The sequence below is a fragment of the Kineococcus rugosus genome (assembly GCF_050871975.1).
Taxonomy (GTDB): Bacteria; Actinomycetota; Actinomycetes; order Actinomycetales; family Kineococcaceae; genus Kineococcus.
Window position 1 is genome coordinate 1 of the sequence record NZ_JBJLSJ010000046.1, and the last position, 25,046, is coordinate 25,046.

The window sequence follows — 25,046 nt, forward strand, 5'->3', positions numbered from 1 at the left end:
CCCCCCCCCCCCCCCCCCCCCCCCCCCCCCCCCCCCCCCCCCCCCCCCCCCCCCCCCCCCCCCCCCCCCCCCCCCCCCCCCCCCCCCCCGCCCCCCCCCGCCCCCCCCCCCCCCCCCCCCCCCCCCCCCCCCCCCCCCCCCCCCCCCCCCCCCGCCCCCCCCCCCCCCCCCCCCGGCCCGGGTGCGTCTCAGCGCAGGAACCAGCGCCCCGGGGCGGGGAGCTCGTCGGCCGCCTCCGGGCCCCACGTGCCCGGCGCGTAGGGCAGGACCCGCGGGCGGTCCTGCGAGAACCGCTCGATGCAGGTCCACGCCGCGCGCAGCCCCTCGACCCCGGTGAACAGCGACCGGTCGCCGGTGAGCACGTGCTCGATGAGGTGCACGTACGGCAGCGCCGGGGCGGGGCCGTCGAAACCGTCCAGCGGCAGCGTCGCGGTGCCCTGCACGAGCCCGCCGGCCACGCCGGGGCGGCGCACGGTCGTGGCGACGTCCAGCGCCCCGCCCTCCAGCAGCGAGAAGCTGATGGTCGCCGGCTCGGCGTCGGCGTGCAGCCCCGTCGGGGGTTTCAGCACGAGCGTGACGCGCTGCTCGTCGGCGGTCATCTTCTTGCCCGAGCGCAGCAGGAACGGGACCCCGCGCCAGCGGTCGTTGTCGACCCACACCCGGCAGGCGGCGAGGGTGTCGGTCGTGGAGTCGTCCGGGACGCCGTCGATGGCGGTGTACCCGTCGAACTGCCCGAGCACCACCTCGGCCGGGTCGAGCTCGCGGAAGTCCTGCAGCGCAGCGTCCCTGGCGGCCTGCAGCGAACCGGGCCCGAGGTCGGCCGGGGGTTCCATCGCCACCGTCGCGGCCATCTGGAACAGGTGCGTGACGATCATGTCGAGGAAGGCGCCGGTGGCGTCGTAGAAGCTCGCCCGCTGCGCGACGTCGAGGGTCTCGGCGATGTCGATCTGCACCTGGTCGACGAACTCGCGGTTCCACAGGGCGGCCAGCCACGGGTTCGCGAACCGCGCGTGGATGACGTCCTGCTGCGCCTCGAAGGCCAGGAAGTGGTCGATCCGGAAGACCTGGGACTCCTCGAACACCCGGTGCACCTCGGCGTCGAGCTCCTCGAAGGACGCCAGGGAGGTGCCGTACGGCTTCTCGTAGACGACGCGCGAACCCTCGGCGAGCCCGTGGGCGGCGAAGGCCTTCGTGGCGTCCAGGAAGGCCCCCGGCGGGATGGCGAGGTAGTGCACGAGCTCGGCCTCGCCGCCGAGGTCCTCGCGCGCCTGCGCGAGCACGTCGAGCAACTGCCCGGGGTCCTCCTCGGTGAACCCGCCGGAGGCGAACAGGAGGTGCTCGGCGAAGTCGTCCCACGGCCCGTCGGAGGGCTGGGGGCCGAACTCCTCCAGCGCCTCGCGGATGAACCCGCGGAACTCCTCGTGGGTCTTCTCCCCGCGGCTGGAACCGATCAGCCGCCACTGCTCCGGCAACCGGCCCAGGCGGGCGAGCTCGAAGAAGGCCGGCGACACCAGCCGGCGCGAGAGGTCCCCCGTGGCCCCGTACAGGACGAAGATCGTGGGAGTGCTCCGGGACTGCTCTGTCGGGTGAGCGTTGCTGGTCACCCAGGCAGTATCGCCGCTCTTGCCCGGCCGGCGGGCCCGGGGGCTAAGGTGTCCCCCGTGACCACCACCGCACTCCCGACGGGAACCGCCAGCGCCTCGCGCCGCGGTGCGTGGTGGTGGGTGTCGGCGGTCGCCTGACGCTCCCACGTCCCGGTGGCCGCCTCGTCGAGGAGGCCGACCGCAGGACGTCCCCTCGACGGACGGCTCCCCCAGCCCCTCGAGGAGAACCCGATGACACCCGACCAGACCGTCGCGGACCTGCTGACCCCCGGCGCCGGCCCCTTCGCGCTGCTGCGCCGCCTGGACCCGCGCACGGGGCGGCCCGGGCCCGTGGAGGTGCTGCGCGGTCCCGTCGAGACCGTCGAGCACCTCGCCGACGTCCCGCTGCGCGGCGCCGAGCGCGACGCCCTGGCCCTGGTGCCGTTCCGGCAGCTGCGCGAACGGGGTTTCGAGGTCCACGACGACGGCACCCCCCTGCAGGTCCTGCGCGTCGAGACCGCCGTGGACCTGCCGGTCGAGGACGCGCTGCGCGCCCTGCCCGACGCCGAGGTCCCGCTGCGCGACGTCGCCCCGGACCTGTCCGACGACGACTACGCCGACGTGGTGCGCCGCATCATCGACACCGAGATCGCCCAGGGCAGCGGCGCGAACTTCGTCATCCGCCGCGACGTCGACGGCGTCATCGACGGTTTCGACGCCACCACCGCGCTGAGCCTGTTCCGGCGGCTGCTGGTCGCCGAGCAGGGGGCGTACTGGACGTTCGTCGTGCACGTCCCCGGCGCGGACGGGACCTCGCGCACGCTGGTGGGCGCCTCCCCGGAGGTGCACGTGCGGATGGCCCGCGGCGAGGTCGTCATGAACCCCATCTCCGGCACCTACCGCTACCCGGCGGCCGGCCCGGACGCCGACGGCCTCGTGGAGTTCCTCACCGACCCCAAGGAGGTGGAGGAGCTGTTCATGGTGGTCGACGAGGAGCTGAAGATGATGTGCTCGGTCGGCGACCTCGGCGGTGTCGTCCACGGCCCGTACCTGCGGGAGATGGCGAACCTGGCCCACACCGAGTTCGAGCTGCGCGGCCAGTCGACCCTGGACGCGCGGGAAGTGCTGCGGCAGACCATGTTCGCCGCCACCGTGACCGGTTCGCCGGTGCAGAGCGCCTGCCGCGTCATCAAGCGCTTCGAACCGTCCGGCCGCGGCTACTACGCCGGGGCGCTGGCCCTGCTCGGCCACGACGGCGAGGGCGGGCAGACGCTGGACTCCCCCATCCTCATCCGCACCGCCGACGTGCGGGCGGCCGGGGGCAGCGCGACCGTGCGGGTCTCCGTCGGCGCGACGCTGGTGCGCGGCTCGACCCCCGAGGGGGAGGTCGCCGAGACGCACGCCAAGTCCGCCGGCGTCCTGCGCGCGCTCGGCGCCCTGCCGCCGCTGCCCCCGCGCACCGGGCCGGACGGCGCCCCGGCGCGGCGGGTGCCGCTGGCCTCCGACGCCCGCGTCGCGACGCTGCTGGCCTCCCGCCGCGACCGGCTCGCGCCGTTCTGGCTCGAACCGCAGCAGCAGCCCACCCGGTCCCCGCTGGGCGAGGCGCTGGTGGTCGACGCCGAGGACACGTTCACCGCGATGCTGGTGCACCTGCTGGCCGCGGCCGGGTTGCGCGCGCGGGTCCTGCGCTACGACGACCCGGCGCTGGACGCCGAGCTCGCCGCGCACACCGGCCTGGTGCTGCTCGGCCCGGGCCCCGGCGACCCCGAGGACGACTCCGACCCCCGCATCGCCCGCCTGCAGGAGCTCGCGACGCGGTTGTCCGAGGGCGCCCGCGCGGGCGGCAACCCGCTGCTGGGCGTGTGCCTGGGGCACCAGCTGCTGTCGGGGACGCTGGGTCTGCCGCTGCGCCGCAAGGACGCCCCGCACCAGGGCACCCAGCTGCAGGTGGACCTGTTCGGCTCGTCCGCGACCGTCGGGTTCTACAACTCGTTCACGGCCCGCGTCGACGACGCGGCGATCGCCCGGCTCGCCGGCGAGGGCGTGCAGGTGGCGACGGGACCGGCCGACGAGGTCGTCGCGCTGCGCGGGCGGGGTTTCGCCGGCATCCAGTTCCACCCCGAGTCGGTGCTGACCCTCGACGGCCCGGCGCTCCTGCGCTCGCTGGTGGAACCGCTGCTCACCGGCCGGGGCTGACCAGCCCGATCTCGTAGCCGAGCACGACGGCCTGGACGCGGTCGCGCAGACCCAGCTTCGTGAGGACGCGGCTGACGTGCGTCTTGGTCGTCTGCTCGGCGATGAACAGCTCCGCGGCGATCTCGGAGTTCGACAGCCCGCGGGCGATGCAGACCAGGACCTCGCGCTCGCGCGGGGTGAGGTCCGCGACGGCGTCCGGGACGGTGATCGAGCGCTGGCGGGTGGAGACGAAGTGCTCGATGAGGCGGCGCGTGATGACCGGCGACAGCAGCGAGTCCCCCGCCGCCACGGCGCGGACGGCCTCGACGAGCGTCTCGGGGGTGGCGTCCTTGAGCAGGAACCCGCTGGCCCCGGCCTGCAGGGCGGTGAAGACGTAGTCGTCGATGTCGAACGTCGTGAGGACCAGCACCCGGGGCGCGGGGTCCAGGCCGGCCGCGAGGATCCGCCGGGTCGCCTCCAGCCCGTCCACGACGGGCATACGCACGTCCATGAGCACGACGTCGGCGGCCCGCTCGGGCGGCAGGCCGGTGACGAGCCGGACGGCCTCGGCGCCGTCGGCGGCCTGCCCGACGACCTCGATGCCGGGCTGGGCCGAGAGCAGGGCCGAGAACCCGGCCCGGATCATGGCCTGGTCGTCGACGACGACGGCGCGCACGACCGCGGGGTCCGGGGCAGTGGTCACGCCCCAGCCTCCCACGGCAGCGCGGCGCGCAGGACGTACCCGCCCCCGGCCACCGGCCCGCTCTCGACCGTGCCGCCCAGCAGGGCGGCGCGCTCGCGGACCCCGACCAGGCCGTGCCCGCCGGGGTCGGCCGTCGAGACGAACCCCGGCGGCGGGGCGTCGTTGCGCACCTCCACGACGATGCCGGGGTCGGCGCGCAGGACGCTGACCGCGACCGCGGCCCCGGTGGCGTGCCGGACGACGTTGGCGAGCCCCTCCTGGACGATGCGGTGCACGACCAGCCCCACCGACGCCGGCAGCGGGGTCCGGCGCAGCGGCGGGTCCACGTGCAGCGAGACCGCGCACCCGGCCCGGCGGGCGCCGTCGGCGAGGTCGTCGAGGCCGTCGAGCCCGGCCTGCGGGGCGAGCTCGGCGCCGTCGCCGGAACTGCGCAGCACCCCCAGCAGGGTCCGCATCTCGGCCAGCGCCGTGCGCGACTGCGCGGCGATGTCGTCGAACTCGGCCCGGGCCTCGGCGGACAGCCCGGGGATGCGGTACTGGGCCGTGGTGGCCTGCACCCCGATGACGGACATGCTGTGCGCCACGACGTCGTGCAGTTCCCGGGCGATCCGGTTGCGCTCCTCCACGATGACGCGCCGGGCCTGCTCGGCCTCGGTGTCGCGCCGGGAGCGGGCCAGTTCCTCCCGGACCCGCCGCCGGGCCCCGACGGCGACGCCGCCGCCCAGCAGCAGCGCGGAGTTCGACGCGTAGACGACGAGGTTCGTGCCGGGGCCGTCGTCCCCGCCGGCCAGCAGCAGGGCGACGACCCCGGTGACGGCGATGCTGCCGATCCACGCGGTGAGGGCCAGGCGCCCCTCGCGGCGGACCCCCAGGACCGCCAGGAGCGCCCCGAAGGTCAGCAGCGAGGGCACCGTCCACGGCCACGGGCCCGCGTCCGGGTCGGCGGACACCGCCACCAGCACGACGCCGGTCAGGGCCGCGACGGTGCCGGTCCCGGGCCGCCACAGCACGACGACCAGCCCGGCGCACTGCAGGAGCACCGCGGACAGGGCCAGGTCGACGGGGACGTCGTGCACGGCGGCCGAGACGGGCGCGCCGACGGCGTACAGCACGACCGCGAGCCCGACGACGAGGGTGCGGGCACTGGCGAGGGGAGCCAGCGCGGCGCGGGCCGCCGGGAGGTGCCGGGTGCGCGCGGGGGCCTGCCGCCCGGGGCGCGGCGGGGGCTCGGGGCGCGGCCGGGGCTCAGGGCGTGACCGGGGCCAGCGACGCGGCAAGCAACCCACCTCCCCGGCGCACGGTCCGCAGCGCGGCGGAGACGACCGTCCGGGCCCCGAGCAGGGCGACGCCGATCGCGAGGCCGCCCACGACGGCCACCCACGGGTGCTCCAGGACGCCCTGCACCCGGGAGGCGAGGTGCTCACCGGTCAGGACGCCCAGGCCCACCAGGACGCTGACCTTCACCGCGGTGAACAGCGCGGTCCAGCCGAGGAAGGAGCGGTGCGCGACCCCGGACCAGCCCGCGGCGACGAAGGCGGGCACGGCGCCGACGTCGACGAGCTTGGCCCCGGCGACCACGGCCGGCAGGTGGCCGGACGCCCGGGCCGCGAGCCGCTCCTGGCGGTCGGGGGTGAACCCGAGCCGGGCGGCCAGCGCCGCGGCGCGCGGGAAGCGGCCGGCGCGGCGGGCCAGGCGGCCCAGCGCGAACAGGCCGCTGTCCAGGACGACGTCGATGGCGAAGGCGAGCGCCCACACGACGAGCAGCCCGGCGTGCCCGGCGCCCACGAGGGTGCCGCCCACGAAGGTGGCGACCGGTCCCTCCAGGGCCATCGCGGGCGCCAGCACGCCGTACGGGCCGCTCGTCAGCAGGTCCACCGCTCCCCCTGGGGTCAGCGCGACCCGGAGCGGGCCGCGGGCCCAGTCCACCCCACCGGGCACCCGCGGGTCGTCCCCCGGCGGAACCCCTCGCGCGTAGGACCGCGGTACCACTCCACGGGCGGGGCGGGGGCCGGCGGTGGGGGGCCGGGAACGACGAAGGCCCGGACCGTGTGGTCCGGGCCTTCGCCTCTGCGTAGCGGGGACAGGATTTGAACCTGCGACCTCTGGGTTATGAGCCCAGCGAGCTACCGAGCTGCTCCACCCCGCGTCGGTGAACACCACGTTACGTCGCCCCCGGCGCAGAAGCAAATCGACTGCGACGCAGGGGGAACGACGAAGGCCCGGACCGTGTGGCCCGGGCCTTCGCCTCTGCGTAGCGGGGACAGGATTTGAACCTGCGACCTCTGGGTTATGAGCCCAGCGAGCTACCGAGCTGCTCCACCCCGCGTCGGTGGACCCGACCTTACGCGACACCGCCCCCGATCACCAATCGGTTGCGCTGCAGGGGTTGTCGGTACCCCCCGTCCGGGTGAGGGACCACGTCGCCGCGCGGCGGCGGCACCTACCGTCGACCGGTGAGCGATCCCGCGACCCTCCGCGCCCGCGCCGGCCACCTGCGCTCGGCCGCCCGGACCCTGCGCGACCAGGCCGCCGGCCTGGGCCAGGACGTGCGCACCGTCCGGTCGCGCTACCCCGTCCCGGCTCCGGCGCTGTGGCAGGGCACCGCGGCCACGCAGTTCGCCGACGCGCTGGCAGCCGCCTCCGGCGCGGTCGACGCGATCGCCCGCGACGTGCTCGCCCACGCCGAGCACTGCGACCTGCTGGCCGCGGGGTGCGAGAGCGAGGCCGGGCGCCTCGACGCGGCGACGGCGTCCACCCCGGCCCCCTGACCCCGGGCACGACGAAGGCCCCGGGACCGTCGGGTCCCGGGGCCTTCGTCGTCAGTAGCGGGGACAGGATTTGAACCTGCGACCTCTGGGTTATGAGCCCAGCGAGCTACCGAGCTGCTCCACCCCGCGTCGTGGCCGCCACGTTACGCCACGGTGGACGCGGGGCCAAATCCGGGGTCTCACGCCAGCACCAGCGCCAGGGTGAACCGGTCGAGGTCCTGGGCCAGGGCCGCCGGGACCCACTGGCGCGCGGCCGGCTCCCCCAGCCCCGAGGCTCCCGTCAGCAGCCAGGAGCCGCCGTCCCCGGCGCGCACCACGACCCGGCCGACCGGCTGACCAGCCAGCCGCATCGTCCACAGGTACCAGTCCCCCGCCCAGGCCCGGCGCAACCCCTCGTCCGCGTCCGGGGGGTGGGGCGCGTCCGGGTCGTCGACGCGGCGCAGCAGGTCCTCCTCGCTGGGCGCAGCCGTGGCGGCGGCGACCCAGCGGGGCTCCAGGCCGCTCCAGGCGGCCAGCACGACGGGCAGGTGGGAGGCGTCCACCCAGTCCAGCCGGACCCGCGTCGCCTCCCCGAGCACCTCCGGGGCCGCGACCGCCCCGCCCGGGACGGGCACGTCGGCCGGGCCGGCCGTCGCCACCACCAGCGCCCGGCCGCCCCGGTGGGACACGTCCAGGCTCAGCGGCACCGGCCCGCGCGCGGACTCCAGCCGCAGGTGCGCCGACCGGGTCCGCAGCAGCTCCCGGACGGCGGTCCCGTCCGGGGTGGGCCGCCCGTCGGCGTCCACGAGGCCGGCCGCGAGCAGGTCGGCGTGCCCGGCGCGGCGGGGACCGACCTTCCGGCGCCGCAGGAACTCCTCGAAGGCCGCGCGGGCGACCCGCGGCCCGGCGGTGGTGAACGGCTGCCGCGGCACCAGGGCCCGCACGTCCTCCACCTCCACCGTCGGGGTGACGGCCACCGTCGGCGGGGCCGGCGGCGTGGCGGCCGGCGGCCCCGCGGGCCGGTCGGCGCGGACCTCCACGGCGGCGGCCACCCGGTCGACGTCCGCCGCGTGCGTCAGGCGGTGCAGCGCCGGGACCGTCGCGGTGACGGTCAGGACGCCCCGGCCCGCGGGCCGGTCGACCACCCGCACGACCTGCGTGACCGCCAGGGTGGCCGCCTCCCGACGGTGCGCGAACGACAGCCGCCGGCCGGCGTCGACCCTGTCCGGCTGCGCGGGCGGCAGCCACACCTCGTACCCCAGGACCCGGCCGTCACCGGTCGCCGCACCGCACACCTCGACGGCCGCGGCCAGGGCCTGCGCCCCGAAGGCCGCGGCCGACGCGTCCGGGTGCGCGTCGACGAAGGTCACCACGATCGTGGGGGCGAAGGGGGTGCCGTCCGCGTCGGAGGCCACCGGGGTGGCGTGCAGGGCGACCTGCGCCCCCACGACGGGCACGCCCGCGTCCGGGCCGACCGGCGCCCAGCCGCGCGGGAGGGGGACCCGCACCCCGTCGGCCTCGGCCCAGCCGGTGATCCAGTCCTCGTCCACCGCGTCCCCCTCCGGCTGCGCCGGGACGTCGTCGTTCAGTCGAACCACGAGATGACCTCCTTCGCGCCGGCGACGACCGCCGTCCCGGCGGCCTTGCCCGCCTTGGACCCGGCGAACGAGCCGATCGCCCCGCCGATCAGCGCCCCGCCGACCGTACCGATCACCGGCACGGGGACCAGCGAACCGACCATCGCGCCGTAGTACGCCCCCGCGAGCCCGCCGGCCACCGCGCCGCCGCCCTCGAGGGCCGTGGTGGCCGAGGCCGAGGCGATGCGCTGCCCGGTGGAGTACTCCGGGTGCAGCGCCGCGTCCTCCTCCCACTGCCCGGCGAAGGAGTCGTACAGCGTCAGCGCGGCCCCCGCCGCGCCCAGCGCCCTGCCCCCCACCCGTGCCCAGCCGGGTGGACGCCCCACGCCCTCGGTGACGAAGGTGGGCTTGCCCGGCTGGTGGAAGTCCCCGCCCTGCGAGCGCGCGGTGAGCGCCTTCACGAAGGGGTCCTCCGCCGAACCGGCCGGGACCAGCAGGCCGCCGGGGGTCGTGACCATCGGCACCCCGTGGAACTCGTCGACCACGCCGACCAGCGTCGAGAGGTCCACCCCCAGCTCCAGCCCGGCCTTCGGCAGGACCAGCGAGGGCTTGCGGTACGCCTCCAGCAGGCTCTGGCTCAGGCCCAGCGGGATCGCGCCGAACTCGTCCGAGCGCAGCAGGTCCTCCAGGTCCTCCCCGGCGCCCTGCCCCTCGTCGGGCACGAACACGCCGAAGTCGGGGAACCAGAAACCCAGCGTGGCCAGCTCCCGCAGCGGCCGCTCGACCGCGCCGTAGTCCTGCGCCCGCTGCCGGGCCGCCCCGGCCAGGGCGGCCAGGTCGGCCTCGACGACCGCGCAGCGGGCCCGCACCGCCGGGCCACCGGGGGCGAGCGCGGCGATGCCGTCCAGGGTCGCGGCCAGGGCGGCGGCCTCCTCGTGCAGCGTCACCGCCGACAGCCCCGTCGCGGTCGCGAGGGCCACGACCCCCTCGGGGTCGATGGTGACGACGGGCACGGCGGTGCTCCTGGCGGTCGGCGGGCGCGGGCCCCCCGACGCTAGGGGTCCCGGGCGCGGCGACGGCCGCCGTCCGCGGTGCTCTCACCGGAACGGCGGCCGTCACCTCACCCGGCCGGGGCAGTCGCGCCCCTCACGGGGTCGGCGGGGCCCCGGTGGCCGACGGGTTCGCCGTGGGCGTCGGCGCCTGCGCCTGCTCCAGCCGCGCCTCGGCCGCGGTCGCCGCGTCGACCGCCGCGCTCAGCCGCTGCTGCGCCTCGCCGTACGCCGCGAAGTCGCCCTCCGCCAGCGCCGCGGAGGAGTCGGTGATCGCCTGCTTGGCGTTCGCCAGCGCCTGCTGCAGCTGCGTCTGCGCGTCACCGGTCGTCCCGCCGTCGGCCGGGGCGCTGCCCGTCGGCGTCGGGCTCGGGCTCTGCGTCGGGTTGCCGTCCGCGCCGACCGGCGGGCTGCCCGCGTCACCGGCCCCGGCTCCGGAGTCCCCGCCGAAGACCTGGTCCAGCGCCTCGTCGAGGGTGTTCGCGATGGCGATGTTGTCGCCGAAGACGGCCACGACCCGGCTCAGCCGCGGGAAGGAGTTGTTGCCGGTGGACTGGGCGTAGATCGGCTCGACGTACAGCATCCCGCCGCCCACGGGCAGCGACAGCAGGTTGCCGTACTTGACCTCCGAGCTGCCGCCGAGGCTGAGCAGGCGGACCTGCTCGGCGACCTCGGTGTCGGAGCGGATGTTGTTCTGGATCTGCACCGGGCCGTTGACGGTCGAGGACTGCGGCAGCTCCAGCAGGCGGATCGTGCCGTAGCCCTCGCTCTTCTCGCCCGTCTGCGTGCCCGCGTCGGAGTCGACCGCGGCGAAGCCCCGCAGCACCTGGGTGCCGGAGTTGTTCTGCGTCGAGGCCGGCACGTAGGTCGTGGTGAGGCTGTAGCGCGCCGCGTCCTGGTCCGGCATCCGCAGGGTCAGGTAGTACGGCGGCTGCGCGGCCTTGACGCCGTTCTGGCTCTCGATGGTCGGGTCGTCCGGGACGTCCCAGAAGTCCTGGCCGGTGAGGAAGGAGGCGGCGTCGGTGACGTGGTAGCTGGACAGCACCTCGCGCTGCACCTTGAACATGTCCTGCGGGTAGCGCAGGTGCGCCATCAGGGTGCCGTCGATCGCCGACAGCGGCTGGACCGCACCGGGGAACGCCTTCATCCACGCCTTCAGGACCGGGTCGGTCTCGTCCCACTCGTAGAGCGTGACCTGGCCGGTGTAGGCGTCGACCGTGGCCTTCACCGAGTTCCGGACGTAGTTCACCGTGCGGTCCTGCAGGGCCTGGACGCTGCTGCCCTGCGTCTGGGTCAGCGTGTCCGTGGTCGCCTCGCCGAGCTCGGTCTGCGCCGCGTACGGGAAGGACGCCGAGGTGGTGTACCCGTCGAGGATCCACACGACGCGGCCGCCGACGACCGAGGGGTAGGCGTCGCCGTCCATCGTCAGCCACGGCGCGACCTTCTCCACGCGCTCGCGCGGGGTGCGGTCGTAGAGGATCTTGGAGTTGTCCTTGACCGAGCTCGACAGCAGGATGTTCTGGTCGCCGAACTTCAGCGCGTAGACCAGCTTCTGCAGCAGGCCGCCGACCGCGACGCCGCCGGAACCGTCGTACTGGGTCGTGGCGAACCCGCCGGGCGAGCCGTCGGGGTAGTCGATCTCGTTGTCCTGGCCGCCGACGATCGAGTACGTCTGGGTGCCCTCGCCGAAGTAGATGCGCGGCTGCTCGATGTCGATCTCCCCCGTGGTGGGGACGTTCGACTCCAGGTAGCTGGGGCTGCCGTCGGGGGCGCGGTCGTTCCCGCGGGCCACGACGACGCCGTACCCGTGGGTGTAGATGGTGTGCTCGTTGACCCAGGTGCGCTGGTTGTCGGACAGCCCCGACAGGTTCAGCTCGCGGGCGGCGACGACGGCGTCGCGGGTGGTGCCGTCCTCCGAGGCGTACCGGTCCACGTCCAGGACGTCGGGGAACTTGTAGTACCCGCGCTGGCCCTGGGTCTGCTGGAAGGCCTGGGACACGATCGAGGGGTCGAGCAGGCGGACGCTGGGGATGGTCTGCGCGTCCGCGCTGAGCTGGCCGGTGCTGGCCGTCGTGTCGGCCTCGTAGGTCTGGACGTCGACGTCGGCCAGGTCGTACGCCTCCCGGGTCGCCTCGATGTTCTTCTCGACGTACTGCGACTCCAGGCTCTGCCGGTTCGGCGTCACCTGGAAGCGCTGCACCGCCCACGGGTAGATCCCGCCGATGGCCACGGCGCTCACCACGAGCAGGCCGGTGCCGATGGCCGGCAGCCGCCAGGACGTGCCGACCGCCGCGGCGACGAACAGCAGCGCCACCACCACGGCGATGATCGTCAGGATCGCCTTGGCCGGCAGGACGGCGTGCACGTCGGTGTAGGTGGGGCCGACGACCCCGCGCACGTGCCCGGAGCTGGACACCATGAGCTCGTAGCGGTCCAGCCAGTACCCCGCGGCCCGCAGCAGCAGGAACAGCGCCGCGAGGGTCGCCAGGTGGATGCGCGCGGCCCGGGTGGTGCGCTGCCCGCCGCCGGACAGCCGCAGCCCGCCGTACAGGTAGTGCGCGGCGAGCCCGCCGATGCCGGCCAGCACGACGGCCGCGGTGAGGAAGCTGACCAGGAACGTCAGCCACGGCAGCGTGAAGACGTAGAAGCCCTGGTCGATGCCGAACTGGCGGTCGACGGTGCCGAAGCCGGTCCGGTTCAGCCACAGCAGCAGCGTCTCCCAGCGGCTCATCGCCACCGACCCGCCGAACAGGCCCGCGGCGATCGACAGCACGACGACGACGACGCGGCGCAGCGGCTCCAGGGACTCGCGGTAGCGGTCCAGGCCGGCCTGCTCGGTCGACATCGGCGCGTAGACCGGCCGGGCGCGGTACCCGACGGTCAGCGACACCGCGACCGCGGCGGCCAGCAGCAGGCCGCCGACGGCGAACAGCGCGAGCTGCAGCCACAGCTTGCGCGTGAACGTCGGCAGGAAGCCGAGCTCGTCGAACCACCACACGTCGGACGCGATCCGCGACCCGATGATCACGGCGACGACGACGGCCACGAGGACCACGACGGTGGGCAGGGCTGCGCCCCGGCGACGGCGCCGGAGCACCGGCCGGGACGGACGGCGTGGTGGGAAGCTCACGATCAGGCAACTTACAAGCCCCCCCGGACGTGCCCCCGCTCGTGCGCGTCCGGCGCATCGTGACCACTTCGTTGTCACCGGCCGCTCACCGTGCCGCCCACCGACGGCCCGCGGTGGGCGCGCGGCGTGAGCGGAGCGTGGACGCCCGGTGCGCCCGGCGGCGCCCGGCGCGGGCGCTGCGGCGTCCGTGCCACCATCGGGCCCGTGAGTTCTGACGCAGGCACCTCCCCGACCTCCCCCGCCCCCGGGTCCTCCGGGTTGTGGCGGACCGTCGCCGAGATCGAGCGGTACGTGGCCACCGACGGGTGGGGCGCGCCGCTGCGCCTGTTCGCGCTCGTGCGCACCGCCGACGCCCTGGCCCGCGACCCCGGCCTCGCCCACCGGCTGCCCGCCAACGTCGTCGAGGAGGCCCGCGCCGACGCCGGCCACCTCACCTCCGTCGAGCAGGACGGCGTCCCGGCGGTCACCGACCTCGACGAGCTGCTCGGGCAGCTGGCCTGGCCCGACGGCGTCGACGGCGCCGCCCTGGTCGTGGAGCGGATCCTCGTCCCGCCGGACGCCGAGGCCGAGGTCCGCGCCGCGACGAGCTCGCAGGACGAGGGGGCCCGGGCCCGCGCGCTGGCCGCCCACCCGCTGGCCGAGGACGTCCGGATCGCGGTCGGGGTGCTGCGCGACGGCAGCCACGAGTGCGCCGTCCGGTCCCGCTCCAAGGACTCCGACGGCGAGGTGGCGACCGGCGCCGACCTCGTCCCCGGTCTGGTCAGCGCCCTGCAGGCCACCCTGCAGGACTGACCGGGCCCACCCCCGGGCTCACCCCCGGGCCGTCTCGCACGTCGCCAGGGAGTCCCCCTCGCCCCGCCCGATGGCCCCGACGGCCTCCACCGCCTCGTGCAGCGTGGAGACCGGGACGACCGTGATGCCCTCGGGGGTCGCCCCCGCCACCTGGCCGCACTCCTGGCGCGGGGCGAGGAACCAGGCGGCGCCGTCGGCCCGCGCCCCGAGCACCTTCTGCCGCAGGCCGCCGATCTGCAGGACGGTCCCGTCGGCGGCGATCGCGCCCGTCCCGGCCACGTGCTGCCCGCCCGTGAGGGCGCCGGGGGTCAGCTCGTCGACGATGCCCACGGCGAAGACCGTCCCGGCGCTCGGCCCGCCGACGTCGTCGATGGCGATGTCGATGTCGAACGGGAACGCGTACTCGACGTGCGGGGTCAGGCCCAGCAGCGTCGCCCCGTCCCGCGCGACCGTGCGGGTGCGGACCGTGCGCGGCTCCCCGCCGCGGGTGATGCCCACCTCGACCTCGGCGTCGCCCGGCAGCGCCCGCACCGCCGCCTGCAGGGCCGCGAAGTCCGCCACCGGCGTCCCGTCCACGCTGGTGACGACGTCCCCGGCGCGCAGCACCGACGCGGCCGGCACGTCGGCGGCGACCTCCTCGACGCGCGTGGTCGTCGTGGCGGGCACGTCGATGCCCAGCTCGGTCAGCGCCGCGACCTTCGCGTTGGTCTGCGAGCTCGTCATCTCCGCCGCCGACCGGTCGTCGGCCTCCTCGCGGGTCTGCTCCGGCGGGAAGTACAGCTCGCGGGGGACGACGTTCACCTGCGGGTCCACCCAGTCGACCAGCAGCTCCCCCAGCGTCATCTCCAGCCCCGGCCCGCCGCGCAGCGAGACGGTGGTCAGGTCCAGCCGGCCCGACGTCGGGTAGGTCTGCGCGCCCGAGATCGTGATGAGCCCGCGCGCGTCCGGCCCGCCGCCGGGGTCGGCGATGACGTCGGTGACCGGTCCCGGGCTGAGCGCGACGTAGGGGACGTGCACGACGCCGAACACCGCCGCCAGGGCGATGGCGCAGAACGACGAGGCGGCCAGCAGCGTCCCCTGGGCACCGTGCGGGGACGGCGCGGGGTCGGGACCCGACCCGGCGGACCCGGTGGACCCGGTGGACGGCGCGCTCGACACCCCCGCACCCTACGTTCGGCCCCGCGGCGGCGTTCGCCCACGGTGAAGAACGCCTCGACGGCGGAACGGCGGCCACCCGCCACTCGTCGGGCCGGGTGCAGGGCGTCATGATGGACGGGACGACCTGCAGGTCGACGGAGCGGAGGACACGGTGGGCCAGCGAGACGACGACGGAGCCGAGCGCCCGGAGGACGAGGACGGCGGCACCGGCGACCGCAGCGGGGGCCAGCCCGGCTTCCGGCCGTCCGGCACCCCCGGCCGGCGCCCGGACCCCGCGGGGTCCGGCGACACGCCGAAGAACCCCCTGGAGGAGCTGCTCGGCCCCCTCTTCGGCGGCCAGTTCCCCGGGGGTCAGTTCCCCGGGGGCCAGTTCCCCGGCGGGCTGCCCCAGGGCATCCCCGGCTTCGGGGACGCCGGCTTCGACCCGGCGGTGATGGGCCAGATCCTGACCCAGCTGCAGAAGTTCCTGTCCAACCCCTCCGACGCCCCGGTGAACTGGGACGTCGCCCACGATCTGGCCCGCCAGGCCGCGGCGCAGAAGGGCGACCCGACCCCGCACGCCGTCGACCGCCGCGAGGTCGACGACGCCCTGCGGGTGGCCGACCTGTGGCTCGACGGCGTCACCGACCTCGCCCAGGCGGCGACCTCCCTGGAGGCGTGGAGCCGGGCCGAGTGGGTCGAGAAGACGATGCCCGTGTGGCGCCAGCTCGTCGAGCCCGTCGCCACCAACGTCGCCGCCGCGATGGGCGAGGCCATGGCCTCCCAGGCCCCGCCGGAGATGGCCGCGGTGCTCGGCTCGGCCGGGGCGATGCTCCGCCAGGTCGGCGGCGGCGTGTTCGGCATGCAGGTGGGCCAGGCGATCGGCCAGCTCGCCGGGGAGGTGCTGTCCACCACCGACGTCGGCCTGCCGCTGGCGCCCACCGGCCGGGCCGCGCTGCTGCCGGAGAACGTGCGCTCGTTCGCCGAGGGCCTCGAGGTCCCGATCGACGAGGTCCGCCGCTACCTCGCGCTGCGCGAGGCCGCCCACCAGCGCCTGTTCGCGCACGTGCCGTGGCTGCGCGCGCACCTGCTCGGCTCGGTGGAGTCCTTCGCCCGGGGCATCTCCGTGGACGCCGACCGGATCGCCGACGCCGCGCGCCAGGTCGACCCCACCAACCCGGAGTCGCTGCAGGAGGCGATGCAGTCGGGCATCTTCGAGCCCGAGAGCACCCCGGCGCAGAAGGCCGCCCTCGCGCGGCTGGAGACGGCGCTCGCGCTCGTCGAGGGCTGGGTCGACCACGTCACGGACGAGGCGGCCGGGGCCGTCCTGCCGCACGCGAACGCGCTGCGCGAGACGATGCGCCGCCGCCGTGCGACCGGCGGCCCGGCCGAGCACGCCTTCGCCGTGCTCGTGGGGCTGGAGCTGCGCCCGCGCCGGGCCCGCGAGGCCAGCGCCCTGTGGGAGCAGCTGCTGGCCCGCGGGGGCCGCGCGGTCCGCGACGCCGTCTGGGACCACCCGGACCTGCTGCCGGTGGCCGAGGACCTCGACGACGTCGCGGCCTTCGTGGACCGGCGGACCGGCGGCACCGGCGAGGTCGAGGGGGCGCCGGACGACATGGACGCGGCGCTGCGCGAGCTGCTGGACGGGCCCCGTGACGAGTCCGACGGCGAGTCCGGCGGCGAGTCCGACGGCGAGTCCGGCGGCGAGTCCGACGGCGAGTCCGGCGGCGAGTCCGACGGGCCGTCCGCGGGCGGCTCCGGGAGCCCGGCGAAGGACTGAGGCGGGTCAGCCGGTCGTCGCGACCACGTCGGCGGCCGGCGGACCGGGCCGGCCGTCGGCGTCGGCCGGCGGGGCGAGGTCGACGTCGGGCACCTCGTCGTCGTCCTCGTCGTCGCGGTCGTGGTGGCCCGGTCCCTCGTGGCCGGTGGTGTGGTCCACCCCAGCGAGGAACCCGCGGGCCCGCTCGGTGCGCGGGTAGGACTCCAGCAGACCCCAGAACTGCCGCGAGTGCGTGGGCACCAGCAGGTGCGCGAGCTCGTGCAGGATCACGTAGTCGAGCACCCAGCTGGGCATCCCCTGCAGCCGGCTGGACAGGCGGATGCTCCCGTCGGCGGGCGTGCACGACCCCCAGCGGTGGTGCTGGTTGTCGACCCAGGTGACCGAGCGCGGCCGGGCCAGCCCGTCGAGGTGGCGCCGCGACAGCTCCCGCGCGCGTTCCAGCAGGTCGCCCTCGAGGGGGTTGCGGCGACGGTCGGCCGCTTCGAGGCGCGTCACCATCCGCTCGACCCACTCGCGCTCCTCGGCGCGCGTGAAGCGGGCCGGGATGAGCACGACGGTGCGCCCGCCGTCGCGGTAGGCCGAGACGGTGCGGGTGCGGCGCCGGCTGCGGCGGACGTCGACCTCGGTGTCGGTCAGGTCGATGTGGGCGACGCGCACCACCTCGTCCGGCGTGCTGTCCGGCACGGCGTCCCGGGGGGCGTCACCGACGGCGCCGTCGACGGCGCCACCGGGGGCCTCGACCGCCGCGCGGGCAGCGTCGAGGGCCGCTGCACCCTCCTGGTGAGCCCTCACCTCCGGCAGGCTACCCTCTGCACCCCTCCCGGGGTGGCAAGGCGCGATCGCCGGGGCCCGCGTCGTCCCCGGGCGCGGCACGGGCCGGTCCGGCCGCGCGTGCCGACGCGCCGTGCGGCCCGGTTCGGGGCACGATGCGGAGCGGGAGCACGGCCCACCGTCGGGTCGGGGCGTCCTGGCGGAGCACCGTCCCGCGCGGACCGCCGAGGCCGGCCCCACCCACGGAGCCGGCCGCCGGACACGATCGAGGAGGCAGCATGGCCGAGACCTGGAGCGGCGAGTTCTACTGCGTCAAGTGCAAGGAGAAGCGGGAGGCCGAGGGGCAGGTCGTGGAGACCAACGGCCGCCGCATGGCCAAGGGGAAGTGCCCGGTGTGCGACACGAACCTCAACCGCATCCTGGGCAAGGCCGGCTGAGCGCACGGCACCCCGGTCGGTGACCCGCGGCGGTCACCACCGGGGGCCCGACCTGTGGACGACGCCCACCGCCCGGCGCGGGCCTGCGGCACAGTGACCGCGTGCCCGACCCGGCCCCGCGCCCCAGCCGTCCCCCCGCCTCCCTCGTCCCGCCCGGGGTCCCGGTCCTGCGTCGCCGCGACGGGCTCGTCCAGGTGGGGTCCTCCCCGCGCTCGGCGCGGCTGCACCCCGCGCAGGACCCGCCCCGCACCGCCGACGCCGGCTCCCGCGGGCTGGACGTTCCCGACGAGGTCTGGGCGTGGAGCGCCTACGACCGCGACGGGGCCGCTCCCCGCGCCCGGTCCCGCCGGCGGGCGCGCTCGGCGGTGGCGGTGAGCGGGTCGGCCGCGACCGTCGAGGCCGTCGTCGCCGTGCTGGCCGACGCCGGCGTCGGGCGCCTGCTGTGCGACCGGCCGCTGCCGGGCACGACGACCGGGTCCCGGCAGCCGGCGGACCTGCTCGTCCTGGTCCACGACCACACCGCCGATCCCGTCGAGGCCGACGGGGTGCTGGCCGACGGCGTCCCGCACCTGTCGGTGGTGCTGCGGGACACCGACGCGGTCGTCGGCCCGCTCGTCCTGCCGGGCCGCTCGGCGTGCCTGCGCTGCCTGGACCGCTGGCGCACCGACGCCGACCCGGCGTGGCCCGAGCAGCGCAGCGCGCTGCTGCGGTCCGCGCCCCGGCCGGCCGACGCCGCGACGACCCGTGTCGTGGCCGGTCTGGCCGGCCTGCAGGTGCTCAGCCACCTCGACGGCATGGTCGCGAGCACCGTCGGGGCGAGCCTGGAGGTGCTGCTGCCCGAGGGCCGGGTGCGGCAGCGCTGGTGGCGGCCGCACCCGGCCTGCGGGTGCGTGGACCTCCCGGTCCCCTGAGGCCGGCGGGCCGGGGACCGTCAGACCGCGACGAGGTCGCGGTCGGGGTCGACGGCCGCCTCGGCGCGCTCGGCGGCGACCTCGGCCCGGGCGGCCGCGACGAGCGCGCGGCGGACCGCGACCTCGGCGCGCCGGCGGGCCCGCAGGGCGCGGGCCGTGCGGACGCGGACCGCGTCCCGGTGCAGGGACGCGACGCGCTCCCGCAGCAGTAGTTCCTCGACGTACGACATGGCGACTCCAGTGGTGTTCACAGGTGGGTGCGCGCCCGGGTTCAGGCGGCGACGGGGTGCTTGCGCGGACGGCCGCGCGGGCGCTTGCGGGGCACGACGACCCCGGCGAGGACGAGCTGGCCGCCCCAGACGCCCCAGGGTTCGGCTCGCTCGAGAGCGCCTGCGAGGCAGGCGGTCGCGAGCGGGCACTCCTGGCACAGCGACTTGGCGAGTTCGACGTCGTCGGGCTTCTCGGCGAACCAGAGCTCGGAGTCGAAGCGGCGGCAGGGCAGCGGGTCCGGCGTGTGGCGGCGGGTCACGCCGCTCACCTCCTCGGTTCGTCCGGTGGTTCCGGTGGTGCTGGTGGTCCGGTTGCTCGATCGGGTCCTGCGGAGCGGGGGCTGGGTGTTCAACTGTTTCTCCGGCGGTGGTGGTTCGGCGTCGAAGAGCCCACGAACGCAAAATGGCCGCGGACCCGAGGTGTCGGGATCCGCGGCCAGGAGGCTGCCGGTCTAGCGGGGCTAGACCGGTGGACTCGAAGTCGAGGGTCCCGAGGACGGGAAGGAAGAGGAGGAGGCGCCGTAGGCGGTCTCGTCGTGGCGCCGGCGCCCGGTGGCGGGCAGCAGACGCACTCCACCCGTGGTCATGACCCGGGTGGACGCGTGGCTGCGTTCCCACGTGACGCACTGGACGGCGACGGACGGGAGGGCCTTCACGCGGGCGGCGACGACGAGGGCATCGGCGACGATGCCGGTGTTCGCGATCGTGGTGCTGTCCATCGTCCTGCCCTCCTCCGCTGCGCAGCCGCGCGGGCCCGGTGGCCGCGCTGTGATGCGATCGACTCTAGGGGTACCCGACGAAGGGTGACAACGTCTTTTTCCACGCTGTTGCGGGGAGATTTCTGGTGACGTTCTCAACCACCAGGTGACCCGTTGGCGCGCAACGGATCAGCAGTTCCTCAGCCCGCCAGGACCTCGAGGACCTCCGCGCCGTACCGCTCCAGCTTCGCCGGGCCCACCCCGGTGATCCTCGACAGCTCCGCGGTGCTCGACGGCATCGCCTCGCAGATCGCCACCAGCGTCGCGTCGGTGAACACCACGTAGGCGGGGACCTCCGCCGCCCGGCTCGTCGCGCTGCGCCACTCGCGCAACCTCTCGAACACCGCCTCGTCGTAGCTGGCCGGGCAGTCCGCGTGCCGGCGCAGCTTGCGGTCCACCGCCGCGCTCAGCGGGTTCCCGCACACCCGGCACGTCATCGGCCCGCTCGAGCGCTGCGCCGACGCCGACGCGGGTTTCGGGCGGCGCCCGGCCGGGGTGGCCTGCGGGCGGACCGCGTCGAGGAACCGCGACGGCTTGCGCGTCGCCCGGCCCCCCGGCGTGCGCGAGTTCGCCCACGACAGGTGGATGCCCTCACGGGCCCGGGTGATGCCGACGTACAGCAGCCGGCGTTCCTCCTCGACGTCCTCGGGCGTCTCCGCGAACGAGATCGGCAGCAGCCCCTCGCTCACCCCGACCAGGAACACCACGTCCCACTCCAGCCCCTTCGCGGCGTGGAACGAGGCCAGCGTCACGCCGTCGACCGTCGGGGCGTGCTGGGCCTGGCCGCGCTCGACGAGCTCCTCCACCAGGTCCGACAGCGTCGCCCCCGGCCGCTTGGCGGCCAGCTCGTCGGCCAGCACCACCAGCGCCTGCAGCGACTCCCAGCGCTCGCGGGTCGCCCCGGCCGCGCTCGGCGGCTTCTCGCTCCAGCCCGCCGAGCTCAGCACCGCCCGCGCCTCGGCCCCCAGCTCGTGCCCCGGCAGCGCCGAGCGGGCACCCCCGCGCAGCAGCACGATCGCGTCCCGGACCTCCTTGCGGGAGAAGAACCGCTCCCCGCCGCGCACCACGTACCCCACCCCGGCGTCGGCCAGCGCGGACTCCAGCGCCTGCGACTGGCCGTTGGTGCGGAACAGGACCGCGATGTCCTTCGCGCTGCGGCCGGCGCGGACCTCCGCGGCGATGCGCGCCGCCACCCCCGACGCCTCCGCGACGTCGTCGTCGTAGGCCGTGAACGACGGCGGCGGCCCCGAGGGCCGCTGGGCGATGAGTTCCAGCCGGGCCTGCGCGTGCAGCCCCGTGGCCATCGACAGCACCGAGTTCGCCAGCTGCACGACCTCCGGGGTGGAGCGGTAGTCGCGCACCAGGCGCACGACCTTCGCCGACGGGTGGCGCCGGGGGAAGTGCAGCAGGTGCTCGGGAGTGGCCCCGGCGAAGGAGTAGATCGTCTGGCTCGCGTCGCCGACGACGCACAGGTCCTCCCGGCCCCCCAGCCACAGGTCCAGCAGCCGCTGCTGCAGGGGGGAGACGTCCTGGTACTCGTCGACGACGAAGTGGCGGTACTGCTCGCGCACCGTCGCCGCGACGTCGGGCCGCTCGTCGAGGATGCCCGCCGTCAGCAGCAGGACGTCCTCGAAGTCGATGACGGCGCGGTCGGTCTTGACGTCCTCGTAGGTCCGCACCAGCCGCGCCACCGTGGGCAGGTCCAGCCCGCCGGGCTCCCCCCGGCCCGCCGCGCTCGCGACCCGCACGTAGTCGTCGGGGTCGACGAGCATGACCTTCGTCCACTCGACCTCGGCGGACAGGTCCCGGACGCGGGTCCGGTCGGCCGGCACGCGCAGCCGGTTGCAGGCGTCGGCGATCAGCGGCGCCTTGTGCTCGACGAGGTTCGGCAGCGTGCCGCCGATGGCCTGGGGCCAGAAGAACTGCAGCTGCCGCAGCGCCGCGGCGTGGAAGGTGCGGGCCTGCACGCCCGCGACGCCCAGGTCGCGCAGCCGGGTGCGCATCTCCCCCGCCGCGCGCGCCGTGAAGGTGACGGCCAGGACGCGGTTGGGCACGTACGCCCCCGAGTGCACGCCGAAGGCGATGCGGTGGGTGATGGCGCGGGTCTTGCCCGTCCCGGCCCCGGCGAGCACGCAGACGGGACCGTCGAGCGTCGTCGCGACCTCGCGCTGCTCGGGGTCGAGACCTTCGAGGACGGAGTCGGCGTCGGGGCGCAGGGTGGTCGTCGTCATGGCCCGGGCATCTTCCCCCACCGCGGCCGTGGTCCGCGGCACGAGGGGCGGCGCGTTGTGGACGACACGCCGGGGGAAGATGGCCGCGGGTCCCGCGGTTGCAGCGGGGGCCAGGTCACCCACAGCCGTGGTGACCTCCCCGGAGGAGGAGCAGGACGTGTCCACGATCGAGGCCCCCGCGGCCGGCAGCGTCACGATGTTCACGACGACGTGGTGCGGGTACTGCCGTCGCCTGAAGTCCCAGATGGACCGCGAGGGCATCAGCTACTCCGAGGTCAACATCGAGGAGGTCCCGGACGCGGCCGCCTACGTCATGCAGGTCAACGGCGGCAACCAGACCGTCCCGACCCTGCTCTTCCCCGACGGGTCCGCGGCGACCAACCCCTCGCTGGCCGAGGTCAAGGCCAAGCTCTCCTGACCGGCACCACCTTCCGGCCCACCGGCCCGCGCGAGTTCGCCGACCGGTGGGCCGTCTCGCTGCCCCCCGCGGCGCGCGTCGGGATCGACGGGGCCGTCGACGCCGACACCCGCTGGTACGCCGACCACCTCGCCGACGCCCTGCGCACCCTGGCCCGGCCGGTGCTGGTGACGGACTGGCGGGGGTTCTGGCGGCCCCGGTCGCTGCGCTACGAGTTCGGCCGCGACGACCCGGACGCCTACTACGACGGCTGGTTCGACGTGCCCGGGGCGTACCGGGAACTGCTGGAGCCCCTGGGCCGGACCTCGGACCGCTGGTGGGTGCCCTCGCTGTACGACCCCGGCACCGACCGCGCCTCGCGGGCCCCCCGGCAGCCGGTCCCCGACGACGCGGTGCTGGTGTTCGCCGGGTCGTTCCTGCTGCGGGACGACGTGCGGTGGGGCTTCGACGCCGTCGCGCACCTGACCACGTCGGACGCGGCGATCCGCCGGCGGGTCCCCGCGCAGGACGGCGACCGCGTCGTCGGCGGGTGGAACCGCTACCTCCGCGAGGACGACCCCGCCGGGGCCGCGACCGTCGTCCTGCGCTGCGAGGACCCCCGGCACCCGGCGGAGCGGCTGACCGCCTGAGGGGTCAGCCCCAGGGGCGGTCGTCGACCGGCAGCGGGCCGCCGTACCAGGCCTCGATGAGCCGGCGCGCGATGGACACCCCCGGCGGCGGCAGGACCCCGCCGGTGCGCAGCTCCTCGGCCAGCTCCTCGCGGGTGAACCAGCGGGCCAGGGCGATCTCGTCGCCGTCGACCCGGATGTCCGTCGTCACGGCCCGCGCGACGAAGCCCACCATGAGGCTCGCCGGGAACGGCCACGGCTGGCTGCCCAGGTAGCGGACGTCGTCGGGGTCGGTGCCGACGGTGATCCCGGCCTCCTCGAACGCCTCCCGGCGCACGGTGTCCTCGAAGCACTCCCCCGGCTCGACGAACCCGGCCAGCACCGAGTAGCGGTTCGCCGGCCAGATCGGCTGGTGGCCCAGCAGCAGCCGGTCGTCCGGGGAGACGATGGCCATGATGACGGCGGCGTCGGTGCGCGGGAAGTGCTCCCGGCCGTCGGGCTCGGTCTTCACCCAGCCCGACGTCGTCGCCGTCAGCGGCGCCCCCGTCCGGGGCGAGAAGCGCGTCACCGCGTGCCAGTTGCCCATCGCCAGCGCCTCGGTGAACAGCCCCGCGTCCAGGTCCGGCAGCTCGCGGCCGACCTCCCGCAGCCCGCGCCACTCCTCGCCGCCGGCGGCGCCGTCGGTGGCCTCCGGCTCGGCGTCGGCCGAGACGACCGCCACGTGGTGGACCTCGCGGTCCCCGTCGCGGTCCACGCCGAGGTACAGCTGCAGGTCCTCGGGCCCGGGAGCGGGCACCTGCGCGGGGCTGAGCAGCACCAGCCGCGGCCCCTCCGGCGTCGTCACGACGGGCGCGCGACCGGCGTGCAGCCGCAGGACGCGGGTGTCCGGCGAGGCCCACAGGTCCGCCAGGTGCGAGGGCGACGTGCGGTGCGCCCCGGCCCGGTCGAGGTGCTGGCGGGACAGCGCCAGGTCGCGCAGCGGAGGACTCGGGAGCGGCACAGGGGTCACACCTGCACCCTATGCAGCCCCGTTCGCAATACCGTGGGGGCGTGCCCGCCCGCTCGCCCCGTGTCCTCGCCGCCCTCGCGACCGCCGCCGTGCGGGGCCTGGACGTCGTGGCGGCCGGGCCCGCCGAGGCCGACGGGGCCGACTTCGACGTCGCCGTCGTGCTCGGCGCCGACCACCGGCGCTACGTCGTGCGCGCCCCCCGCCGCGCCGCCGCGGCCGCCGCGCTGGACGCCGAGGTGGAGCTGCTCAAGGGCCTGGTCGAGCCGCTGCCGTTCGCCGTCCCGGAGGTCGTGGGCACCCTGGCCCTGCCCGACGGCGGCCGGTGCGTCGTGCACCCGGAGCTGCCCGGGACGGCGCTGGACCCCTCGACGCTGCGGCCCGGTCCCGGGCTGGCCGCCTCCCTCGGGGCGGGGCTGGCCGCGCTGCACCGCATCGACGCCGCGGTGTTCACCGAGGCCGGGCTCCCCGTCTACGACGCCGAGGAGTACCGCCGCCGGCGGCTGTCCGAGCTGGACCGGGCCGCCGGCACCGGTCACGTGCCGCCGCGGCTGCTGACCCGGTGGGAGGCCCTCATGGAGGAGGTCACCCACTGGCGCTTCGCGGCGACCCCCGTGCACGGCGACCTCGTCGGCGAGCACGTGCGCACCGACGGGACCGCCCTGACGGGCATCACCGGCTGGGTGGACGCCAAGATCGCCGACCCCGCCGACGACTTCGCGTGGCTCGCCGTCGGCGCCGACCCCGACGCCCTGGAGTCGGTGCTCGAGGCGTACGCGCACGCGCTGCCCGAGCCGCCCGACCCGGACCTGCTGCTGCGGGCGCGGCTGGCCGGGGAGCTGGCCCTCGCGCGGTGGCTGCTGCTGGGCCTGCGGCTGGAGGACGCCGAGATCGTCGAGGACGCCCGACGGATGCTCGACGAGCTCGCCACCCACGCCGACGCCACCCCGCTGGGCTCCTGACC

Annotated in this window: 23 protein-coding genes and 3 tRNA genes; 9 read left to right on the forward strand and 17 right to left on the reverse strand. The window is 76.1% G+C overall.

Annotated features, from left to right (window positions below; all coding sequences use genetic code 11):
* Nucleotides 1–188: 188 nt before the first annotated feature.
* Nucleotides 189–1,604, reverse strand: a complete 1,416-nt coding sequence (locus tag ACRYM6_RS20530) for a glucose-6-phosphate dehydrogenase (protein WP_432544747.1) — start codon at nt 1,602–1,604, stop codon at nt 189–191.
* A 231-nt stretch (nt 1,605–1,835) separates the two neighbouring features.
* Between ACRYM6_RS20530 and ACRYM6_RS20535 the strand changes: the two genes are divergently transcribed.
* Nucleotides 1,836–3,779: an anthranilate synthase family protein gene (locus ACRYM6_RS20535; protein WP_432544748.1), complete on the forward strand. Its 1,944-nt coding sequence runs from the start codon at nt 1,836–1,838 to the stop codon at nt 3,777–3,779.
* On the opposite strand, the gene ACRYM6_RS20540 is transcribed toward ACRYM6_RS20535, so the two are convergent.
* From ACRYM6_RS20540 to ACRYM6_RS20560, 5 genes are all read right to left on the reverse strand, one after another.
* Nucleotides 3,763–4,461, reverse strand: a complete 699-nt coding sequence (locus ACRYM6_RS20540; RefSeq protein WP_432544749.1) for a response regulator — start codon at nt 4,459–4,461, stop codon at nt 3,763–3,765. The genes ACRYM6_RS20535 and ACRYM6_RS20540 overlap by 17 nt on opposite strands.
* The gene (locus ACRYM6_RS20545) at nt 4,458–5,573 is read right to left on the reverse strand and encodes a sensor histidine kinase (RefSeq protein WP_432544750.1); all 1,116 of its coding nucleotides are present in this window, start codon (nt 5,571–5,573) and stop codon (nt 4,458–4,460) included. The genes ACRYM6_RS20540 and ACRYM6_RS20545 overlap by 4 nt, the downstream gene beginning before the upstream one ends.
* A gap of 133 nt (nt 5,574–5,706) precedes the next feature.
* Nucleotides 5,707–6,336, reverse strand: a complete 630-nt coding sequence (locus ACRYM6_RS20550) for a hypothetical protein (protein ID WP_432544751.1) — start codon at nt 6,334–6,336, stop codon at nt 5,707–5,709.
* 197 nt (nt 6,337–6,533) lie between these two features.
* A tRNA-Met gene (locus tag ACRYM6_RS20555) sits at nt 6,534–6,607 on the reverse strand.
* A gap of 106 nt (nt 6,608–6,713) precedes the next feature.
* Nucleotides 6,714–6,787: transfer RNA gene (locus ACRYM6_RS20560), tRNA-Met, on the reverse strand.
* A 127-nt stretch (nt 6,788–6,914) separates the two neighbouring features.
* Here ACRYM6_RS20560 and ACRYM6_RS20565 point away from each other — a divergent pair.
* The gene (locus ACRYM6_RS20565) at nt 6,915–7,229 is read left to right on the forward strand and encodes a hypothetical protein (RefSeq protein ID WP_432544752.1); all 315 of its coding nucleotides are present in this window, start codon (nt 6,915–6,917) and stop codon (nt 7,227–7,229) included.
* A gap of 55 nt (nt 7,230–7,284) precedes the next feature.
* Here the strand turns inward: ACRYM6_RS20565 and ACRYM6_RS20570 are convergent.
* The 4 genes from ACRYM6_RS20570 to ACRYM6_RS20585 form a co-directional block, all read right to left on the reverse strand.
* A tRNA-Met gene (locus ACRYM6_RS20570) sits at nt 7,285–7,358 on the reverse strand.
* 50 nt (nt 7,359–7,408) lie between these two features.
* On the reverse strand, nt 7,409–8,806 hold the full coding sequence (locus tag ACRYM6_RS20575; RefSeq protein ID WP_432544753.1) for a hypothetical protein: 1,398 nt from the start codon (nt 8,804–8,806) through the stop codon (nt 7,409–7,411).
* Entirely contained in the window at nt 8,794–9,798 is a 1,005-nt protein-coding gene (locus ACRYM6_RS20580; protein WP_432544754.1) for a hypothetical protein, read from the reverse strand. Before ACRYM6_RS20580 ends, ACRYM6_RS20575 begins: the two co-directional genes overlap by 13 nt.
* 133 nt (nt 9,799–9,931) lie before the next feature.
* Nucleotides 9,932–12,964, reverse strand: coding sequence for a UPF0182 family membrane protein (locus tag ACRYM6_RS20585; RefSeq protein WP_432544755.1), 3,033 nt, complete (start codon nt 12,962–12,964; stop codon nt 9,932–9,934).
* 204 nt (nt 12,965–13,168) lie between these two features.
* Between ACRYM6_RS20585 and ACRYM6_RS20590 the strand changes: the two genes are divergently transcribed.
* The gene (locus ACRYM6_RS20590; protein WP_432544756.1) at nt 13,169–13,756 is read left to right on the forward strand and encodes a PPA1309 family protein; all 588 of its coding nucleotides are present in this window, start codon (nt 13,169–13,171) and stop codon (nt 13,754–13,756) included.
* Nucleotides 13,757–13,774: 18 nt separating this feature from the next.
* On the opposite strand, the gene ACRYM6_RS20595 is transcribed toward ACRYM6_RS20590, so the two are convergent.
* Nucleotides 13,775–14,914: a YlbL family protein gene (locus ACRYM6_RS20595; RefSeq protein ID WP_432544757.1), complete on the reverse strand. Its 1,140-nt coding sequence runs from the start codon at nt 14,912–14,914 to the stop codon at nt 13,775–13,777.
* Between the two features lie 151 nt (nt 14,915–15,065).
* Between ACRYM6_RS20595 and ACRYM6_RS20600 the strand changes: the two genes are divergently transcribed.
* Nucleotides 15,066–16,673, forward strand: a complete 1,608-nt coding sequence (locus tag ACRYM6_RS20600) for a zinc-dependent metalloprotease (RefSeq protein WP_432544758.1) — start codon at nt 15,066–15,068, stop codon at nt 16,671–16,673.
* A gap of 6 nt (nt 16,674–16,679) precedes the next feature.
* Here ACRYM6_RS20600 and ACRYM6_RS20605 read toward each other — a convergent pair whose 3' ends face one another.
* The gene (locus ACRYM6_RS20605; RefSeq protein ID WP_432544774.1) at nt 16,680–17,330 is read right to left on the reverse strand and encodes a M48 metallopeptidase family protein; all 651 of its coding nucleotides are present in this window, start codon (nt 17,328–17,330) and stop codon (nt 16,680–16,682) included.
* Nucleotides 17,331–17,722: 392 nt separating this feature from the next.
* Here ACRYM6_RS20605 and ACRYM6_RS20610 point away from each other — a divergent pair, with 392 nt between their 5' ends.
* Nucleotides 17,723–17,881: a DUF5679 domain-containing protein gene (locus tag ACRYM6_RS20610; protein ID WP_432544759.1), complete on the forward strand. Its 159-nt coding sequence runs from the start codon at nt 17,723–17,725 to the stop codon at nt 17,879–17,881.
* Between the two features lie 101 nt (nt 17,882–17,982).
* Nucleotides 17,983–18,792 (forward strand): hypothetical protein, encoded by an 810-nt coding sequence (locus ACRYM6_RS20615; protein ID WP_432544760.1) that lies wholly within the window; start codon nt 17,983–17,985, stop codon nt 18,790–18,792.
* Nucleotides 18,793–18,812: 20 nt separating this feature from the next.
* On the opposite strand, the gene ACRYM6_RS20620 is transcribed toward ACRYM6_RS20615, so the two are convergent.
* The 4 genes from ACRYM6_RS20620 to ACRYM6_RS20635 form a co-directional block, all read right to left on the reverse strand.
* Entirely contained in the window at nt 18,813–19,022 is a 210-nt protein-coding gene (locus tag ACRYM6_RS20620) for a hypothetical protein (RefSeq protein ID WP_432544761.1), read from the reverse strand.
* Between the two features lie 41 nt (nt 19,023–19,063).
* Nucleotides 19,064–19,330 carry a WhiB family transcriptional regulator gene (locus ACRYM6_RS20625; RefSeq protein WP_432514379.1) on the reverse strand — a complete coding sequence of 89 codons (267 nt, stop codon included), beginning with the start codon at nt 19,328–19,330 and terminating at the stop codon, nt 19,064–19,066.
* Nucleotides 19,331–19,522: 192 nt separating this feature from the next.
* Nucleotides 19,523–19,780 carry a hypothetical protein gene (locus ACRYM6_RS20630; protein WP_432544762.1) on the reverse strand — a complete coding sequence of 86 codons (258 nt, stop codon included), beginning with the start codon at nt 19,778–19,780 and terminating at the stop codon, nt 19,523–19,525.
* 179 nt (nt 19,781–19,959) lie between these two features.
* Nucleotides 19,960–22,050 carry an ATP-dependent helicase gene (locus ACRYM6_RS20635; protein WP_432544763.1) on the reverse strand — a complete coding sequence of 697 codons (2,091 nt, stop codon included), beginning with the start codon at nt 22,048–22,050 and terminating at the stop codon, nt 19,960–19,962.
* A gap of 196 nt (nt 22,051–22,246) precedes the next feature.
* Here ACRYM6_RS20635 and ACRYM6_RS20640 point away from each other — a divergent pair, with 196 nt between their 5' ends.
* Nucleotides 22,247–22,468 (forward strand): mycoredoxin, encoded by a 222-nt coding sequence (locus ACRYM6_RS20640; protein ID WP_432544775.1) that lies wholly within the window; start codon nt 22,247–22,249, stop codon nt 22,466–22,468.
* A gap of 161 nt (nt 22,469–22,629) precedes the next feature.
* A complete protein-coding gene (locus ACRYM6_RS20645; protein WP_432544764.1) occupies nt 22,630–23,097 on the forward strand; it encodes a nucleoside/nucleotide kinase family protein in 468 nt (155 codons plus the stop codon).
* A 4-nt stretch (nt 23,098–23,101) separates the two neighbouring features.
* On the opposite strand, the gene nudC is transcribed toward ACRYM6_RS20645, so the two are convergent.
* Complete coding sequence (nudC, locus tag ACRYM6_RS20650; protein WP_432544765.1) at nt 23,102–24,085, reverse strand: NAD(+) diphosphatase; 984 nt, start codon at nt 24,083–24,085, stop codon at nt 23,102–23,104.
* Nucleotides 24,086–24,126: 41 nt separating this feature from the next.
* On the opposite strand from nudC, the gene ACRYM6_RS20655 reads away from it, so the two are divergent.
* Nucleotides 24,127–25,044 (forward strand): phosphotransferase, encoded by a 918-nt coding sequence (locus ACRYM6_RS20655; RefSeq protein ID WP_432544766.1) that lies wholly within the window; start codon nt 24,127–24,129, stop codon nt 25,042–25,044.
* The last annotated feature ends 2 nt before the right edge of the window (nt 25,045–25,046 follow it).